This is a genomic window from Janthinobacterium sp. SUN137, assembly GCF_030587265.1.
Taxonomy (GTDB): Bacteria; Pseudomonadota; Gammaproteobacteria; order Burkholderiales; family Burkholderiaceae_D; genus Janthinobacterium; species Janthinobacterium kumbetense.
Window position 1 is genome coordinate 1,037,942 of sequence record NZ_JAPWHZ010000001.1, and the last position, 16,545, is coordinate 1,054,486.

13 protein-coding genes are annotated in these 16,545 nt (G+C 61.7%); 8 read left to right on the plus strand and 5 right to left on the minus strand.

The window, feature by feature from the left end; translation table 11 throughout:
- Nucleotides 1–11: 11 nt before the first annotated feature.
- The 3 genes from O3298_RS04720 to O3298_RS04730 are packed head-to-tail and all read left to right on the plus strand — an operon-like array spanning nucleotide 12 to nucleotide 4,144.
- On the plus strand, nucleotides 12–1,223 hold the full coding sequence (locus O3298_RS04720) for an O-antigen ligase (protein ID WP_305055908.1): 1,212 nt from the start codon (nucleotides 12–14) through the stop codon (nucleotides 1,221–1,223).
- 51 nt (nucleotides 1,224–1,274) lie between these two features.
- On the plus strand, nucleotides 1,275–3,008 hold the full coding sequence (gene msbA / locus O3298_RS04725; protein ID WP_289917069.1) for a lipid A export permease/ATP-binding protein MsbA: 1,734 nt from the start codon (nucleotides 1,275–1,277) through the stop codon (nucleotides 3,006–3,008).
- A gap of 35 nt (nucleotides 3,009–3,043) precedes the next feature.
- Nucleotides 3,044–4,144, plus strand: a complete 1,101-nt coding sequence (locus O3298_RS04730) for a glycosyltransferase family 9 protein (protein ID WP_289917072.1) — start codon at nucleotides 3,044–3,046, stop codon at nucleotides 4,142–4,144.
- A gap of 15 nt (nucleotides 4,145–4,159) precedes the next feature.
- Here the strand turns inward: O3298_RS04730 and O3298_RS04735 are convergent, their stop codons facing one another.
- The 4 genes from O3298_RS04735 to O3298_RS04750 form a co-directional block, all read right to left on the minus strand.
- On the minus strand, nucleotides 4,160–4,750 hold the full coding sequence (locus O3298_RS04735) for a response regulator transcription factor (protein WP_305058970.1): 591 nt from the start codon (nucleotides 4,748–4,750) through the stop codon (nucleotides 4,160–4,162).
- 7 nt (nucleotides 4,751–4,757) lie between these two features.
- A complete protein-coding gene (locus O3298_RS04740) occupies nucleotides 4,758–6,353 on the minus strand; it encodes an ATP-binding protein (RefSeq protein ID WP_305058626.1) in 1,596 nt (531 codons plus the stop codon).
- 118 nt (nucleotides 6,354–6,471) lie between these two features.
- On the minus strand, nucleotides 6,472–7,860 hold the full coding sequence (locus O3298_RS04745; protein WP_289903714.1) for an ATP-binding protein: 1,389 nt from the start codon (nucleotides 7,858–7,860) through the stop codon (nucleotides 6,472–6,474).
- Entirely contained in the window at nucleotides 7,857–8,543 is a 687-nt protein-coding gene (locus O3298_RS04750; RefSeq protein ID WP_305058627.1) for a response regulator, read from the minus strand. Before O3298_RS04750 ends, O3298_RS04745 begins: the two co-directional genes overlap by 4 nt.
- Before the next feature lie 157 nt (nucleotides 8,544–8,700).
- Between O3298_RS04750 and O3298_RS04755 the strand changes: the two genes are divergently transcribed.
- From O3298_RS04755 to O3298_RS04770, 4 genes are all read left to right on the plus strand, one after another.
- Nucleotides 8,701–9,522 (plus strand): MipA/OmpV family protein, encoded by an 822-nt coding sequence (locus tag O3298_RS04755; protein ID WP_305058628.1) that lies wholly within the window; start codon nucleotides 8,701–8,703, stop codon nucleotides 9,520–9,522.
- Nucleotides 9,523–9,626: 104 nt separating this feature from the next.
- On the plus strand, nucleotides 9,627–10,175 hold the full coding sequence (locus tag O3298_RS04760) for a universal stress protein (protein ID WP_305055904.1): 549 nt from the start codon (nucleotides 9,627–9,629) through the stop codon (nucleotides 10,173–10,175).
- 49 nt (nucleotides 10,176–10,224) lie between these two features.
- The gene (locus tag O3298_RS04765; RefSeq protein ID WP_305058629.1) at nucleotides 10,225–11,229 is read left to right on the plus strand and encodes a VirK/YbjX family protein; all 1,005 of its coding nucleotides are present in this window, start codon (nucleotides 10,225–10,227) and stop codon (nucleotides 11,227–11,229) included.
- Between the two features lie 188 nt (nucleotides 11,230–11,417).
- On the plus strand, nucleotides 11,418–11,648 hold the full coding sequence (locus O3298_RS04770) for a DUF6139 family protein (RefSeq protein ID WP_092713976.1): 231 nt from the start codon (nucleotides 11,418–11,420) through the stop codon (nucleotides 11,646–11,648).
- Nucleotides 11,649–11,712: 64 nt separating this feature from the next.
- Here O3298_RS04770 and dnaE read toward each other — a convergent pair whose 3' ends face one another.
- Nucleotides 11,713–15,252, minus strand: coding sequence for a DNA polymerase III subunit alpha (gene dnaE / locus O3298_RS04775; protein WP_305058630.1), 3,540 nt, complete (start codon nucleotides 15,250–15,252; stop codon nucleotides 11,713–11,715).
- Between the two features lie 213 nt (nucleotides 15,253–15,465).
- Here dnaE and O3298_RS04780 point away from each other — a divergent pair, with 213 nt between their 5' ends.
- Nucleotides 15,466–16,362, plus strand: coding sequence for a sulfurtransferase (locus O3298_RS04780; RefSeq protein WP_305058631.1), 897 nt, complete (start codon nucleotides 15,466–15,468; stop codon nucleotides 16,360–16,362).
- Nucleotides 16,363–16,545 lie beyond the last annotated feature (183 nt).

Here is a 16,545-nt window from a genome sequence, read left to right on the forward strand (position 1 = left end):
CAAGGATATTCATGCTCGGCCTGACCTCTGTTTGTGTTTTTCTCTTTTCGGCATTGGCGCTGGCTGTCACCAGCGGATATTCATTCGGAGCCCTGGCCCTTCTGCTCGCGAGCACCTGCCTGCTATGGAAACGTCCCCGCCTGAACTTGCAACGCCAGGATTATCTGCTGCTGAGCACCCTGTTGCTATATTTCTGTGTTTTCACTGCCAACATGCTGTACCACGCAGATCCGGCGCGAGAACTCGACATGCCCTTGCGGGCACTGCTGGCCGTACCTGTCCTGCTGCTGCTGCTGGCATATCCGCCCCGGGCAGAGGCCTGGTGGGCAGGTGTAGCCATCGGTGCGGTTGCAGGCACAATATTAGCAATTTGGCAATTTTTTATGCAGGATATGCCACGTCCTCTTGCAGCAACCAGTAACGCGATTCATTATGGCAATATCAGCATCTTGCTTGGTATGTTGGCCATGTGCGGGCTCGACTGGGCCAGCACGCAACCTCACCGCTGGTTATGGAGAGCCGTCTTGCTGTTGGGCTGTTTGGCAGGCATCGTCGGTTCCATCATCAGCGGCAGTCGCGGTGGTTGGATCGCCTTGCCCGTCTGCCTGATTTTCTTGGTTATACACCACAGCAAGAAGCATGGAAAACGCTATCTGGTCATTGGGCTACTGGCCCTGGCGGGCCTTTCCATCGTGGCCTACGTTTTTCCACATTCGACGATCAAAGAACGTATTACCCTCGGCATTTCCAACCTGCACACATTTGAGGATCGTGGTGAAGTCAATACCTCCATCGGGCAAAGGATCGAAATGTGGCGCACCGCGATCGACATGTCCCAGCAACACCCCTGGACAGGCCTGGGCCGCAACGGGTATATGGAACAAAAATCGATGCTGGTGGCTGAAGGCAAAGCGAACATTTCCATACGCAGGCATACCAATGCCCACAACGACTACCTCGATGCCTTGGTCAAGCGCGGCATTATTGGTGTCCTGGCCTTGCTGGCGCTCTTCCTCGTTCCGTTGTCCCTGTTTGCCCGCGCCCTGCGCCACAGTGCCCCTGGAGCTCAGCCATATGCGCTGGCAGGCGTGGTACTGTGCACCTGCTACATGATTTTTGGTCTGACGACGAGCTCGCTCACCCTGAATATCGGCATCATCATGCTGGTCTTCCCGATGGTGATGCTATGGGCCATGCTGCGCCAGCAGGAACGCACTGCCTGAGCTCGTTTTTCGCCTGACCGTTTTTGCTGTCCCCTGCAAGGAACCATACCGATGCTCACGCCCGACCTGAAGCGTCTCACCGCGCTGCACGCGCCCTACAAGAAACACCTGGCCCTGGCCTTGCTGGCGATGGTCGTCACGGCGGCCACGGAACCGCTGCTGCCATATGCGCTCAAGCTGCTGCTCGACAATGGCTTTGGCGGCAAGGTGAATTTTTCCTTCTGGCTGGTACCGCTGATCGTCATCGGCATCTTTGCCATGCGCGGCGCGTCGACGTTCGCCAGCAGCTACCTGATGAGCTATGTCTCCACGCGCATCCTCAACGAGTTGCGGCGCCGGATGTTTGCCAGCATGCTCAACTTGCCCATCGACTTCTACAACACACACACGGTGGGCAAGGTCATCAACTCCATCATGTTTGAGGTGCAGCAGATCATCGAGATGGTGACCAAGGTGTTTACCTCGATCGTGCGCTCCTCGCTGACCGTGCTGGGCCTGCTGGCGTGGCTGCTGTACCTGAACTGGGTGCTGACCCTCGTGACCCTGGTGCTGCTGCCCCTGCTGACCATCGTCGTGCGCACCACGGGCAAGCGCCTGAAAAAACTCAACCGCGACTCGCTGGCCGTCAATGCCGAGCTGACCCAGGTCATCGAGGAAACCACGCGCGCCCAGCAAGTGATCAAGATCTTCGGTGGTCAGGACTACGAAAAAGCGCGCTTCGAAGAGCGTGCCGAGCAATTGCGCCGCTACAGCATGCGCATGACCACGACCTTTTCCGCCACCGTGCCCATCACCCAGGTGATCACGGCAGCCGCCGTGGCCCTGGTCATCGTGATGGCCCTGTTCCAGTCGGAGCAGGGGCAGATCACGGTCGGCGGCTTCGTATCCTTCATCACGGCCATGTTGATGCTGCTGACACCGTTGAAACAGCTGGCCGAGGTGAATGGTCCCTTGCAGCGCGGCATGGCCGCCGCCGAGGAAGTCTTCCAGCTGATCGACAAGACGCCGGAACGCACGGGTGGCACGCCGCTCGCCGGCCGCAGCAAAGGTCGCATCGAATTCAAGGACGTGAGCTTTGCCTACCCCGGACATCAGGAGCCGGCTCTGCGGCACATCGACCTGAGCATTGCGCCAGGACAAACGGTCGCCTTTGTCGGCATGTCCGGCGGCGGCAAATCGACCCTGGTCAGCCTGCTGCCCGGTTTTTATTCGGCCAGCAGTGGCGAGATCTTGCTCGATGGGCAGAATATCGATGCCATCGCCCTGACCAGCCTGCGCAGCCAGATCGCCATGGTCAGCCAGCAGGTGGTGCTGTTCGACGATACCCTGGCCGCGAATATCGCATATGGCGATGCAACGCCGGACCGGCAGCGCATCGAGGCGGCCGCCGCCGCCGCCTTCCTGTCGGACGTCATCGACGGCTTGCCCGATGGCCTGGAAACGCGCCTGGGCGACAATGGCTCGCGCCTGTCCGGCGGCCAGCGCCAGCGCGTGGCCATCGCCCGCGCCATCTACAAGGATGCGCCCATCCTGATCCTCGATGAAGCCACCTCGGCACTGGATACGGAGGCGGAACGGGCCGTGCAAGCGGCACTGGAACACCTGATGCAAGGAAAAACCACCTTAGTTATTGCTCATAGGCTATCAACAATTGAACGTGCGGACCGTATCGTGGTATTGTCACATGGGAAAATAATGGAAACCGGCAGTCACCAGCAATTATTGGATGCCAACGGCGCGTATGCCAATCTGCATCGCCTGCAATTTTCCCAGCAAGTGGTTTGACACCATCGACCGAATACCTGAAATCGTACTGATACATGACGCCTTTGATTCCCGCCGAACTTCTACAAAAGTCGGACAAAATTCTTTTCATCGCCCATCTGGCGCTGGGAGACTTTACCTACCTGCAAAACGGTTTCCGCGCCTTTGCCGCGGCCTATCCCCATATCCAGATCCACCTGTGGGTCGATGAAGTCCGCCGCACGTCCGACTCCAGGCAATGGGAAGGCTTGCGCACCTATTCGCTGTACGACTGGGTGGAACAATCGGGCCTGTTCGCCAAGGTGTACCGCAAGACCTACAGCCCGGCGCTGTACGAAGAGTCACTGCGCGAAGCCCAGGCGGAACACTATCCTGTCGTCGTGTCGCTGGCCCACGTGCGGCCACAGCAGTATGCGGACCTTGCCCGCGCGATCAGCCCGCACGGGCTGGTGATCGGCACGCGCAAACCGTTCAGTCCGCTGCGCCCCTGGCATTACCTGGCCTACCGCAAGATCGATGCCGTGCTGGCCTCGTATGCGGGACAGGATGCGGGCGAGCACCATATAAGCAGCGTATATGCGGACTGGTTCCGTCAATTGACGGGCCTCGACATTCCCGAGGCCGAGCGCTATCCCTTCGTGCACATTCCCGAGCACGCACTGCAGCAGGCGCAGGAGCAGCTGGCCGCCTGGGGCTTTGCCCCGCGCCAGGGGCCGCTGGTGCTATTGAATCCGTTTGCCAAGTCGCACAAGCGCGGCTGGCCGCTGGAGCGCATCGCCGAACTGATCGCGCGCATGCAGGCGATGCCAAAGTGGGCAAATGCCTGTTTCCTGATCAATGCCATGCCGCAGGAACTGGCCAAGGTGAATGCCGTCGTGCAGGCGCATGGCTTGCCGCGTACGCAAGCCTTCAGCGCCGTCGACAACTTTTTCCAGCTGCCGGCCATGCTGGCGCAATGCGACCTGATTATTTCGGTGGAAACGTCGATCATGCACCTGGCGAACGCCGTGCATGTACCCGTAGTGGCGCTGATGCGCAAGAAGAATCCGGAATGGGCGCCGTTCGACAGCGCCAACAGCACCGTCATCACGGTGGCCCGGCGCAGCGACTGGGTCAAGGCGATTTCGGTCGATCAGGTATTGCAGACCATCGCCTAGACAACGCGGCAGCGGCTAGCCGGTGCCCAGCATGCTGATGCGCACTAGGTCGGCCACATTGTCGACACCCAGCTTGTCCATCAGGCGCGCCTTGTGCACTTCCACCGTGCGCACGGAAATACCCAGCGCCGGGGCGATATCGCGGTTGTGCTGGCCCGTCACCACCAGATGCATCACTTCCCGCTCGCGCGGCGTCAGGGCGCGCAGCAAGGCCTGCCCCTCCACCTGGCGCAGCAATTGGCCGCGCGCATGCGCCTCGCGCGAAAACGCTTCGTCGATGGCGGCCAGCAGCTTGTCGTGGTCAAACGGTTTTTCCAGGAAATCGCTGGCCTGCGCCTTGAAAGCCTGGCGTGCCAGGGTGACGTCGCCGTGCCCCGTGATAATGATGATGGGCAGCATGCATTTCAGCTCCAGCAAGCGGCGCTGCAGGCTCAGACCATCCATGCCGGACATGCGGATATCGATCAGCAGGCAGCCGGCCCACTCGGGCCGCCAGCTGTGCAGGAAATCCTCGCCGCAGGAAAATAGGGCCGTGCGATAGCCGCGTATGCCCAGCAGCAAACCCAGCGCATCGCGCACGGCGGGATCGTCATCCACGATAAACACTGTCAAATTACTTGTCACCATACTCTCCTGTAGCGGCCGCGCTGGCGCGCGCCAGGGGCAGGACAAAACGAAAAATGCCATGCCTGCCCACTTCGGCCCATAGCTGGCCGCCATGCGCTTCGACGATGCTGCGGCTGAGCACCAGCCCCAGGCCCAGGCCGCTGGCCTTGGTCGAGACGAACGGTTCGAACAGGCGTGCCGCCAGGCTATTGGAAATGCCGGGGCCGCTATCCTCCACGGACAGGCGCAGCCGCCCGCCTTCGAGCCGCTCGGCAGAGACCGTGATGCGGCGCCGGCCGCGCGGCTGGCCCATCACCGCATCCTGCGCATTGGCCAATAAATTACGCAATACCAGCTCGATTTGCAGGCGGTCGGCGTTGACGGCCAGCGGCGACGGCGGCGCCAGCACCAGTTCGATGCCATGTTCATGAAACAGCGGCGTGAACTGGCGCGCCATGCCCTCGATCAAGGCGCTCGCCTCCACCGCTTCGAGCTGCATCGCGCCGGTGCGGAAAAAGTCGCGCAGGCGGCGCACCACGTCCGCGGCGCGTCCCGATTCGACGATCATATGTCCCACGGCGCCCTGCAGTAAGGCGCCAGTCTCGCCCCGTTCCAGCAGGTATTCGCACGCCTTGCCATAGGTCGACAAGGCCGTCAGCGGCTGGTTCAGCTCATGCGCGAGCGCCGCCGCCATCTCGCCGGCGGCCGCCAGGCGCATCGTGTGTTTCAGTTCGTCGGCCACCTGGCGCATTTCATCGACGACGATGCCGATAAAAAACCCCACCAGCGCCAGCACGGCATCGAGCAGCTGCAATTCATAAAACTGGATATCGACCGCATGCGTCCATTTCACCAGGGTAATGATGCATAGTTGCAATACAAACACGGCCAGCACGGCGCCATGCAAGCCCTGGCGCGAGGCGGCCCAGATCACGGGAAGAAACAGGAAATAGAAATGCTTGTATTCGGAACGCACGATGGAGCCGAAGAGACTCCACAGCACGAAGCTGGCCAGGGCCAGATACGCCAGGGTTTCCCAGCGCCAGACGGCTGCATGCAGGCGTTCGCGCCCGCGCTCGCTGAACAGCACCCAGATCAGCGGCATCGATACCAGCATGCCGACCATGTCGCCGATGCCGAAGCGCCAGACTGCCGTCCCCCATTCGCCAGCCGGAATGCGTCCCGTCAGCGACAGCAGGGAAATGTAGCCGAGCGCATTGAGCACGGTGCCCAGCAGCACGATGGCAACCCAGGCGCTCAGGCGGCGCCGGTTGTCGAAAATGTCGCTGCTGCTGAAACTGCGGCGCAAGACTGCGCCGATACCGCCATAGCCGAGCATCAGCCACGCCGAACAGAGCAAGGTCAGGGGCAGGCCTGCCGGCATGCCGCGCACCAGCACCTCGCCGACCACCAGGGCGATAAACCACGGCAGCGCCGCCTTGCGGCCGTGAATCAGCCAAAATACCAGGCCCAGCGCGGGATCGGGATTCCACGGGGTGATGTTCAGCCCGTACATCGGATCGATATACGTGGCCCAGTCAAACAGCAGATACAGGCCGACAAAGGCGGGATACGGCAGGTAGCGGGACAGGAATGGGCGCATAACGGTGTTTTTTAACTGTCCCGCATTATGCATCGCAAGCGTGCGCCACGCCATGCCATCTTGCGTTATAAGCACACAAAATAATTTTCATGCAATATCGCAACGCGCGCCGACAGAATCAGGCCTCGGCCAGCGGCAAGCGCACCTCCACCAGCAAGCCCAGGCCACCATTGCCTCTGTGCAACTGAATCGTGCCGCCATGCTGTTGCACGACGGAAGCGACGATGGACAAGCCCAGGCCGCTGCCCGGCTGCGCCTGCTGCGGCGCGCGGAAAAAGCGGTCGAACACGCGTTCATACAGCGCCGGCGCGATACCCGGCCCCTGGTCGGCCACATGCAACACGGCCTGGCCCCGCTCCGCATGCAGCGACACCGTCACGCTGCTGCCGCGCGGGCTGTACTTGATGGCATTTTCCACCAGATTGTCGATCAGCGACACGAGGCTCTCGCGCTGACCGGGCACGCTGAGCGAAACGCTGGCTTGCAATTCAAGCTCGATATCGCCCGCCTGAGCCAGGCCGGACAGGGCCGCCAGGCGGTCTTGCAGCAAGGTATCGAGCGCCTGGCGCCGCGGCAGCTCGCCCCCGCCGGCCTGCACTTCGCTGCGCGTCAGCTGCAGCAACTGCCCCACCAGGCGCGCGGCCCGGTTGCCGCTGTTCAAGATACCGTCCAGCAGCTCTTGCTGGCGAGCATCATGCGCCTGTCCCTGCAAGGCCTCGACATTCACGCGCATGGCCGCCAGCGGCGTGCGCAGCTCATGCGTGGCGTCGGCGATGAAGCTGCGTTCGCGCGCGGCACTGGCATCGACCCGCTGCAGCAGGGCATTGATATTGTCGACCAGCGCCGCCAGTTCGCCATGCGGCGGCTTGAACGTCAGCGGACGCAAATCCTGCGGCCCGCGCGCCGCCACCTCCTGCGCCACCTTGCGCCACGGGCGCATGGCAAGGCGGATCGACAGCCAGGCCGGCACCAGCAGGAACGGCAGGCTGATCAGCAACGGCAGCAGGTAGTAGCCGCGTGAATTGATCGTGATGAAAAATTGCCAGGCGCCGCCCACTTCCAGCACGGTCACGCGGGTGGCCCCTTCGGCAAGGCTGCGGCTGCGCCAGGCCTGGCCCTTGACGTACACCACTTCCATCTGTTCCGGACCGGCGCTGCGGATGCCGCTGGGCGCACTCGGCGACTTGTAGACCAACTTGCCCTCGCGCCAGACCAGGATGCGCGGCGCCAGTTCCGGTACTTTCCCCATTTCAAATTCTTCGCGCAAGGCTTCGTCGATGGCGCGCAAGCTTTGCTCCTGGCGCACGGGCTGGTCGGCCAGGTTGTCGGTCACGCTGATAATGGCGTGCAAGACCCCGCGGGTCACATTGCTCGCTTCGCTCGTGCCCTCGAACAGCACATATGCCACGGCCAGGCTCCATAGCACGGTCAGCATCAGCATTTGCGCCATCATCAGGCGGCGCACCAGGGTGGGCCGGCGCAGCATGGCCCAGAAACGCCCCATCATGCGCCGGCCCCCGGCGGGACGGATGTCTCGCCCTGCTGATCGATGACATAGCCGACGCCGCGCACGGTACGGATATAACCCTCGCCTATCTTGCGGCGCAAGTTGCCCATATGCACATCCAGGGTATTGCTGGCATTGGCCAGCCCGCCGGGCAGGATATGCTCTTCCAGCACGCGGCGCGTGATGACCCGGTTGGCGCGCATCAGCAAGGTTTTCAGCAGGGCATATTCACTGGCGGTGAGTTCCACGGGCCGCCCATGCACGCTGACCCTGCGCGTGGGCACCTGCAGCAGCAGGCCGCGCAACTCGATGGTGTCGCCATCGAAACCGTAGCTGCGGCGTGCCAGGGCGCGCACGCGCGACAGCAGCTCGGCCAGCACGAAGGGCTTCACCAGATAATCGTCGGCGCCGCCGTCCAGGCCCCGCAAGCGCTGCTCCAGCGTATCGCGGGCGCTGAGGATCAGCACCGGCAGGCGCACCGCGCGCAGCCGGGCCAGCAAATCGAGGCCATCGCCGTCGGGCAATCCCAGGTCCAGCAGCACCAGTTCGCAACTGTCGTGCTCGATGCTGCGCGCCGCATCCTCCAGGCTGCGCACCCAGACCACTTGCATGCCCTGGTCGCGCAGGGCGATCCGCACGCCATTGCCCAGGTCCATATCGTCTTCAATCAGCAGTATCTTCATGGTGAGTATTAAACCACCGCAAGCTGAAGAATGGGTAAAGAAGCGCTCTTCATCCAATCTTAATAAAAGGCTCATTTTTCCTTCATGGCAAGGATAGATACTGTCGGCAGTCAATCGAGCCACTCCGGACTCGGTTCTCCACCTGACGGAAAATTCCATGCACGCACCCACAACCCTGCTGACCGCGCTGGCACTCGCCAGCGGCATGATCCTCAACCCGCTGGCCGCCGCCGCGGCCGAACCGGCCCCGCAAAATGTCTTCACCATCGGCGGCGGCGTCGCTGCCGTGTCCAGCTATTCCGGCGCCGACAAGCTGTCGGCCTCGCCCCTGATCATCCTCGACTACGCCATGGCCAATGGCCTGTTCTTCAGCACTTCGCGCGGCATCGGCTATGGCGGCCAGGCCGGCCCCTTCAGCTACAGCGCTGCATTGGGCTACCGCGGCAACCGAGAAGACCACAAGCGCAATGGCGCCAATGGCTGGGGCGGCAGCGACTACCTGAAGGGCATGGGCGAAGTCAAGGGCAACGCCAGCGCCCTGCTCAGCGCGGGCTATTCGCCCTTGCCGGGCCTGTCGCTGAGCGTGTCGAGCGACATTCCCCTGTCGAACCGCGAAAATGGCGCGAATGTGCATTTCGGCGCGGCGGGCCAGATCTACGGCCGGACCGATGCCAAGGGCGCGCAGCAGGACAGCGTGACCATCGGCGGCCAGCTGGGCTGGGGCGAGCGCAAGTACGTGCAGACCATGTATGGCGTGACGGCCACCCAGGCCGCGAACACCTCGTTCAAGCAATACACGCCCAAGGGCGGTTTCTATGAAGCACAGGCCACCATCAACTGGGAGCACCGCTTCGATGCGCGCTGGGGCATCAATACCCTGGTCGGCGTCGAGAGCCGCCTGGGCGACGCGGCCAAGAGCCCCATCGTGCAGCGCAAGACCTCCCCGGTCGGCGCCGTGTACGTCACCTACCGCTATTAAAACCGTGACGGCATAAGGGAAACCCGTACGCTGTTTCGCCAATTTACAGAGGGAAAGGGCACCGATAAGATGGCGCGGTTTCCCCCTTCCCTTGACGTCCCTCCATGCATGCTTCGCGCCTTGCTCCGCAACGCCATGACCGCGCCCCAGACAGCGCCGCGGCCACCCACGGCACCGGGAGCCAGGATACGCTGCAGCTCCTGCTGCCGGTCAAACGGGCCAGCGACATCGTCTTTGGTGCGCGCTACGCCAAGCGGCTACAGGAATGGGGGATATGCGTGAGTGTCAGCCTGCTGCATGTGACGCCAGCGCAGGCACGCCCCGCCATAGGCCTGCCGCAGCAAGACGCAGCTGAAGACGCCGGCAGTACGCTCACGCTGGCAACCGAGCAAATCATGCACGAGGCCGGCTTGTACCTGAGCCGTTCACATATTGACTTCACCACCCACATTTTTTCCGGCGAAATCATTTTTACGATACTCGACACGGCCGAAATGCTGGGATGCCATGAAATTGTCTTACCTGCCATTAAGAAAAGTTCCTGGCGAAACCGATTCTCGGACGCCCTGGCGCGCAAGCTGGCCCGCGCCAGCCGTAGCGCCACCGTGCTGCTGGCCAATACCGATGGCATGAGCTGCCCGCCGCTGCGCTGAAGCACGGCCCGCAGCCACCACCGTTCCCATTCACCAAGGAAAATGCCTGATGACACAAGCGATTACTCTGCATGCTGGTCTCACCAATATGCCCCCGGGCATCGCCCGCCTGCGCGAGCTGTTCAAACTGCAATTGCGGGCACGCCTGCAGCAGCGGCAGACGCGCATCTGGCTCAAGTTGCTCAATTCCCACCCCGTCTTTGGCGACCTGTTGCAAGCCTACCCGCGCCTGGTCCACAAGGTGTACCGGCATTACCTGAGCAAAAGCCTGTCCTGCCAGCAACGAGTCTCCATGCTGGTCGACCACTATCATTTCATCCTGCAGCAAGGCTGGGGCAAGCTGATGGTACAAGCTGCGCACCAACCGGTCATGCTCGCCACGGTACCGGGAAAATCCGGTTCGCTCTACCATCTGCGCCTGTCTTCGCTGTTCCGCATGGACCGCGAAGGCGAGATGGTCTTGCAACTGATCCATGATGACGATGTGCTCTACACAGTGGTCTTTACCTTCTTCGGCTGCCGCACGCGCGCACCCAGCGATACCGGCGTGGGCATCGGCTGCATCCAGGGTCCGCAGGGCGCGGAAGGCTTGCGCCGCGTGCGTGAAGCCACGCGCGACCTGCACGGCATGCGCCCCAAGTTCCTGATGATACGCCTGGTACGTCAACTGGCATACGAGCACGGTTGCCGCACCATGCTTCTGGTCGGCAATGCCAACCGGGCCGGCCACCATTCGGCAAAGAAGAATGGACGGCTGCTCGCTGACTACAATGCATTGTGGCAAGAACTTGGCGCCACGGCCCGCAGCGATGGCGACTTTGAGTTGCCATGCGAAACGCTTCCTGCGCTCGTCCTCGAAGAGATCGCGTCCAAAAAACGTTCGGAAGCACGCAAGCGCCACGAACTGACCTTGAACATGATCGACAGCCTGCGCAACGGCCTGGCATCGCATCGCAGCCATGTCCACGTCGCCGTGCCCGGCATCGCCATGGCCGCCAATGACACCCAGCATCCGGCCGAATTCGACGACGAGCACTTTTCCGCCGCAACCTGACCCTCTCCCTGGTATTGGCCAGGCGCCCCGCCCCCGCGCCCGCGCCCGCAGTCATTCCTCCACGCAATACCCCAGTTCGCCTCCCGCACGTGCGCAAAAACCATGCGCCGCACATTCCTGTTACGCTAGCAAGATCGGTGTGCATTCCTGGCGCACCGGTTCCCCCAACGCTTACTAGGAGGCAAGTCATGCGCGTAGACATCTACCGCCGGGCCGAGCACGACGGCATTTTTTCCTACCTCGCCGTGCCGGAAGGAAAGCTTATTCCGGAAGAAGTTACCAATACCGACTGGCAGCTGGAAGTACGCGCCAGTGAAGTGGCCGACGATGCCGAGATCTTGCCCAACTACCATATCGAACAGCCGCACCAGCAGATCGCAGCCAAGGGCTATGCGATCACGGGCCTGAAAGACATGTAAACAAAAAAAAGCCAAACCAGCATGTCTGCGGTTTGGCTTTGTTGCATGCGCCGGGCAGTGCCGGTCAGTATTCGACCGCCACTTCTTGCGCGCCCAGCATTTGCTCCAGCGCCAGCTGCAATTCATCCGATGGTGCCACTTTCCATTCGTCCCCGAACTGCAGCACGCAACTGACGCCTTGCGGGCTGACCTTGGCGGCGATCGGCAGACCGTCCGCAGCCCGGTGCGGCATGATCACGTCGCTGATGCGTTTCATGTCCAGCGTCGTGGGCAGAGTCAAGCCCAGCTGGCGGCCATACTGCACGCGCGCGGAGATGATGTCGAAGGCGCTCTCGGCCGTGATGCGCAAGCCGCCCGAAAAGCGGTCTTCCGACACCTTGCCCACGACGGCGAGGAATTCATCTTCCTTGAAAATTTTCCGGTTGGAATCGAACAATTCGCCGTACACCGTCACCTCCACCGTGCCGCTCTTGTCGTCGAGCGTGACGATGAGGATCTTGCCGCGCTGCGTCATCTGCGTGCGCAAGCCCGTGATAACGCCCGCCATCATGCGCGGTTCGCGCGACGGCGACAGTTCCGACAGTTTCGTGCGGGCAAAACGGCGTGCCTCGGGCGCATACGAATCGAACAAGTGGCCGGACAGGTAAAAGCCCAGCGCGATCTTTTCTTCCGTCAGGCGCTGTTTGTCCGTCCACACGGGAACTTTGACGTACTCGGGCGGCGCCACCATGTCGCTGTCATCGCCGCCGAACAGGCTCACCTGGTTCGCCGCCTTGGCCGCCTGGTCGGCGCACTCCATGGCGAACGCCACGGACGCGAGCAGGATGGCGCGGTCGACCTTCAGGCAATCGAAGGCGCCGCTGCGAATCAGGGATTCGATGGTGCGGCGGTTGATTTGCTTTTTATCAACGCGCTTGCAGAAATCGAACAGGCTGGTGAATGGACCGCCCGCCTCGCGCGCGGCGATGATGGCTTCGATGGCATTCTGGCCCGAGCCCTTCACGGCGCCCAGGCCATAGCGGATCTGCGTGACTTTCTTGCCGCTCACGGATGGCGCAGCGCCGCTCGGCATGAAGCGGTAATCGGATTCGTTGATATCCGGCGGCAACAAGGTCAGCTTGCAGATTTCCAGCGAGTCTTCCACCAGGATCTTGATCTTGTCCGTGTCGTCCATGGCCAGCGACAAGTTGGCGGCCATGAAGGCGGCCGTGTGGTGCGCCTTCAGGTAAGCCGTGTGGTACGACAGCAAGGCATAGGCGGCGGCGTGCGATTTGTTGAAACCGTAGCCAGCGAACTTTTCCATCAAATCGAAGATCTCGTCGGCCTTTTCCGCCGTCAAGCCATCTTTCGCCGCACCGGCGCGGAAGATCTCGCGGTGCTCGGCCATCTCTTCGGCTTTCTTTTTACCCATGGCGCGGCGCAGCATGTCGGCGCCGCCCAGCGAGTAGCCGCCGACGATCTGCGCCATCTGCATCACCTGCTCCTGATACACCATGATGCCGTAGGTTTCGGACAGAATCGATTCCGTGCGCGGATCGGGATAATCGAAGCGTTCGCCGTGCTTGCGCTTGCAAAAATCCGGAATCAGGTCCATCGGGCCCGGACGATACAGCGCCACCAGCGCGATAATATCCTCGAAGCGGTCGGGACGGGCATCTTTCAGCATGCCCTGCATGCCGCGCGACTCCAGCTGGAACACGGCCACGGTCTTGGCCTTGGTCAGCAAGTCATACGATGGCTTATCGTTCAGCGGCAAGGTGGCCAGATCGAAATTGGCTTGCGCCGGATCAAGCTGCTTGATGTAGCGCACGGCGCGGTCGAGAATCGTCAGCGTGGTCAAGCCCAAAAAGTCGAACTTCACGAGGCCGACGGCTTCCACGTCATCCTTGTCGTACTGCGACACGACGCCCGAATCGCCGCCCTGCGTGTACAGCGGGCAGAAATCCGTCAGCTTGCCCGGAGCGATCAGCACGCCCCCCGCGTGCATGCCGATATTGCGCGTGATGCCTTCGACCTGCTGCGCCAGGTCCAGCAGCTGCTTGACCTCTTCCTCGTTTTCCAGGCGTTCCTTGAGCAACGGTTCTTCCTCGATGGCGTCGGCGATCGACACGGGTTTGCCGGGCTTGAACGGGATCAGCTTGGAGATGCCGTCGCAGAAGTTGTAGCCGAAATCCATCACGCGGCCCACGTCGCGGATCGCGCCCTTGGCCGCCATGGTACCGAAGGTGGCGATCTGCGAGACAGCCTCCTTGCCGTACAAATCCTTGACGTGCTGGATGACGCGGTCGCGCCCTTCCTGACAAAAGTCAATATCGAAGTCGGGCATCGATACGCGTTCGGGATTCAGGAAGCGCTCGAACAGCAGGTTGTATTGCAATGGATCAAGATCGGTAATCAGCAGCGAATACGCCACCAGCGAACCGGCGCCCGAACCGCGGCCCGGGCCGACGGGCACGCCGTTTTCCTTGGCCCACTGGATAAACTCGGCCACGATCAGGAAGTAGCCGGGGAACTTCATGTTGCAGATCGTGTCCGTCTCGAATTTCAGGCGCGACTCGTAGCGCGGACGCTCCTTTTCGCGCTTTTCCGGATCGGGATACAGCTGCAGCAACCGTTTTTCCAGGCCCGCCTGCGATTCGGCGACGAGGAACTGGTCGATCGTCATGCCGTCCGGCGTGGGGAAGTTCGGCAATTGCGGCTTGCCCAGGGTCAAGGTCAGATTGCAGCGCTTGGCGATTTCCACGGAATTGGCCAGCGCGGCCGGCAAGTCGGCGAACAGCTCCGCCATGTCGGCCTGCGACAGGAAGCGCTGGCTGTCATTGAAGCGTTTGACCCGCTTGGCGTTGGCCAGCATTTCGCCTTCGGCGATACAGGTGCGGGCTTCGTGGGCAATAAATTCCTCTGGGGAAATAAATTGCACGGGATGCGTGGCCACCACGGGCAAGCCCAGCTTGGCCGCCAGCGCCACCGCATGGCGTACCTGCGCTTCCTGGTTGGCCTGGCCGCCGCGCTGGATTTCCACATAGAAATGGCCGGGGAAAATCTCGGCCCAGCGCTGCGCATTGCGCTCGGCCAGGGCCAGGTTGCCATTCTCGATGGCCGTGCCAACATCGCCGAAATGCGCGCCGGACAGGACGATCAAGCCATTGGCCGCGCTTTCGCCCGGATACAGCTCATAGGTATTCGTCGCCAGCGCCTGCAGCCATTCGATGCGCAGCTCGGCGCGGCCCTTGTACTGGTTCGTCAGCCAGGCCGTGGACAGCAATTCGCACAGTTGCAGATAGCCCATGCGATTCTTCGCCAGCAGCAGCAGCCGCGACGGCTTTTCGCGGTTGTCGTCATTCGTGATCCACACGTCGACGCCGACGATGGGCTTGATGCCCTTGCCGCGCGCTTCCTTGTAGAACTTGACCATGCCAAACAGGTTCGACAGGTCGGTGACGGCCAGCGCCACCTGCTTGTCCTTCGCCGCCGCCTTGACCACGTCATCGATGCGCACCAGGCCATCGACGATCGAGTACTCCGAGTGCACGCGCAAATGGACGAAGGCAGGACCGGGCTGCATCGCTTGCTGTGAACCTGCCGGAGCGCCGGCCTCTTGCATTACCATTTCCATCCTGTGTACCGTTTCGTGCAAAATTCAATGGGGTCTATTCTACCGCGTCGCGGCCCCGGACCGGCGGTGCGCCCCCCTATTGCGGGCAAGAAATTCCTGCCGTGCACAGCCCGCCGGCACGGCAAAACGTGGCTGGCCGGGTATCCCGCCAGGCCTGTCGGGCTTATAATATCGGCTGTTCAGTCTAAGCCGATCGCCATCATGCAAGCCATCACCCCAGCAACACCCGCCGTTTCCGCCGCCGTCAGTGCGCCCGCCGCCACGTTTGTCAATATCGCCGCGTATAAATTCATTACGCTCGACGATACGGAAGCCATGCGTCCCTTGTATCAGGAGCAATGCCTGGCGCTGGAACTGAAGGGAACGATCCTGCTGACACCGGAAGGCATCAACATGTTCCTGTCGGGCACGCGCGAGCATATCGATGCCTTCCTCGCCTGGGTCCGCAGCGACGCGCGCCTGGCCGATCTGGAATGGAAGGAAAGCTTGTCGAACGAACAATCGCACAAGCGCATGCTGGTCAAGCTGAAAAAAGAAATCATCACCATGCGCATGCCGCTGATCAAGCCGGAACTGGGCCGCGCCCCGTCCGTCGACGCGCATACGCTCAAGCGCTGGCTTGACGCCGGCGTCGACGATGCGGGCAAACCTGTGGTCATGATGGAAACGCGCAACGCCTTTGAAGTGGACGTGGGCACGTTCAACAACACGCTTGATTACCGTATCGACAAGTTCACGGAATTCCCGGCCGTGGCTGCCGCGCACAAGGATGAGCTGGAAGGCAAGACCGTCGTCACCTTCTGCACCGGCGGCATCCGCTGCGAAAAGGCGGCCATCCACATGAAGGAAATCGGCTACGACAGCGTGTACCAGCTTGACGGCGGCATCCTGAAATACTTCGAAGAGGTCGGCGGCGAGCACTACACGGGCGACTGCTTTGTCTTCGATTACCGCACGGCGCTGAACCCGAAACTGGAACCGACGGAAACCGTGCAATGTTTCGTCTGCCGCGCCGTCGTCACGCCGCGCCAGCAGCTGGCGCCGGAATATGTGTATGAAGTGTCTTGCCCGCACTGCTACAACAGGCAAGGCAGCTAGTTATTGCCTTGTGTTGCCCGCTGCAATCCTGAAGCGGCGGGCTGACATGCTTAAGCTTTTATCCTCACTGTCACTTTGAAATCCACCAGCCAGACCCAGATGCGATTTATCCAGGCATTACGCGGTTTGGCGGCGATTATCTCGCAATTCACCACACCACATCGCATGTGCCTGTCGGGTCTG

Bases quoted from the DNA above. Each gene is read 5' to 3' on its own strand.
- O3298_RS04765 (WP_305058629.1), top strand. From the start codon at position 10,225: ATGACACAAGCGATTACTCTGCATGCTGGTCTCACCAATATGCCCCCG.
- O3298_RS04740 (WP_305058626.1), bottom strand. From the start codon at position 6,353: ATGCGCCCATTCCTGTCCCGCTACCTGCCGTATCCCGCCTTTGTCGGC.
- O3298_RS04730 (WP_289917072.1), top strand. From the start codon at position 3,044: ATGACGCCTTTGATTCCCGCCGAACTTCTACAAAAGTCGGACAAAATT.
- O3298_RS04745 (WP_289903714.1), bottom strand. From the start codon at position 7,860: ATGATGGGGCGTTTCTGGGCCATGCTGCGCCGGCCCACCCTGGTGCGC.
- O3298_RS04750 (WP_305058627.1), bottom strand. From the start codon at position 8,543: ATGAAGATACTGCTGATTGAAGACGATATGGACCTGGGCAATGGCGTG.
- msbA (WP_289917069.1), top strand. From the start codon at position 1,275: ATGCTCACGCCCGACCTGAAGCGTCTCACCGCGCTGCACGCGCCCTAC.
- dnaE (WP_305058630.1), bottom strand. From the start codon at position 15,252: ATGCAAGAGGCCGGCGCTCCGGCAGGTTCACAGCAAGCGATGCAGCCC.
- O3298_RS04720 (WP_305055908.1), top strand. From the start codon at position 12: ATGCTCGGCCTGACCTCTGTTTGTGTTTTTCTCTTTTCGGCATTGGCG.
- O3298_RS04780 (WP_305058631.1), top strand. From the start codon at position 15,466: ATGCAAGCCATCACCCCAGCAACACCCGCCGTTTCCGCCGCCGTCAGT.
- O3298_RS04755 (WP_305058628.1), top strand. From the start codon at position 8,701: ATGCACGCACCCACAACCCTGCTGACCGCGCTGGCACTCGCCAGCGGC.
- O3298_RS04760 (WP_305055904.1), top strand. From the start codon at position 9,627: ATGCATGCTTCGCGCCTTGCTCCGCAACGCCATGACCGCGCCCCAGAC.
- O3298_RS04770 (WP_092713976.1), top strand. From the start codon at position 11,418: ATGCGCGTAGACATCTACCGCCGGGCCGAGCACGACGGCATTTTTTCC.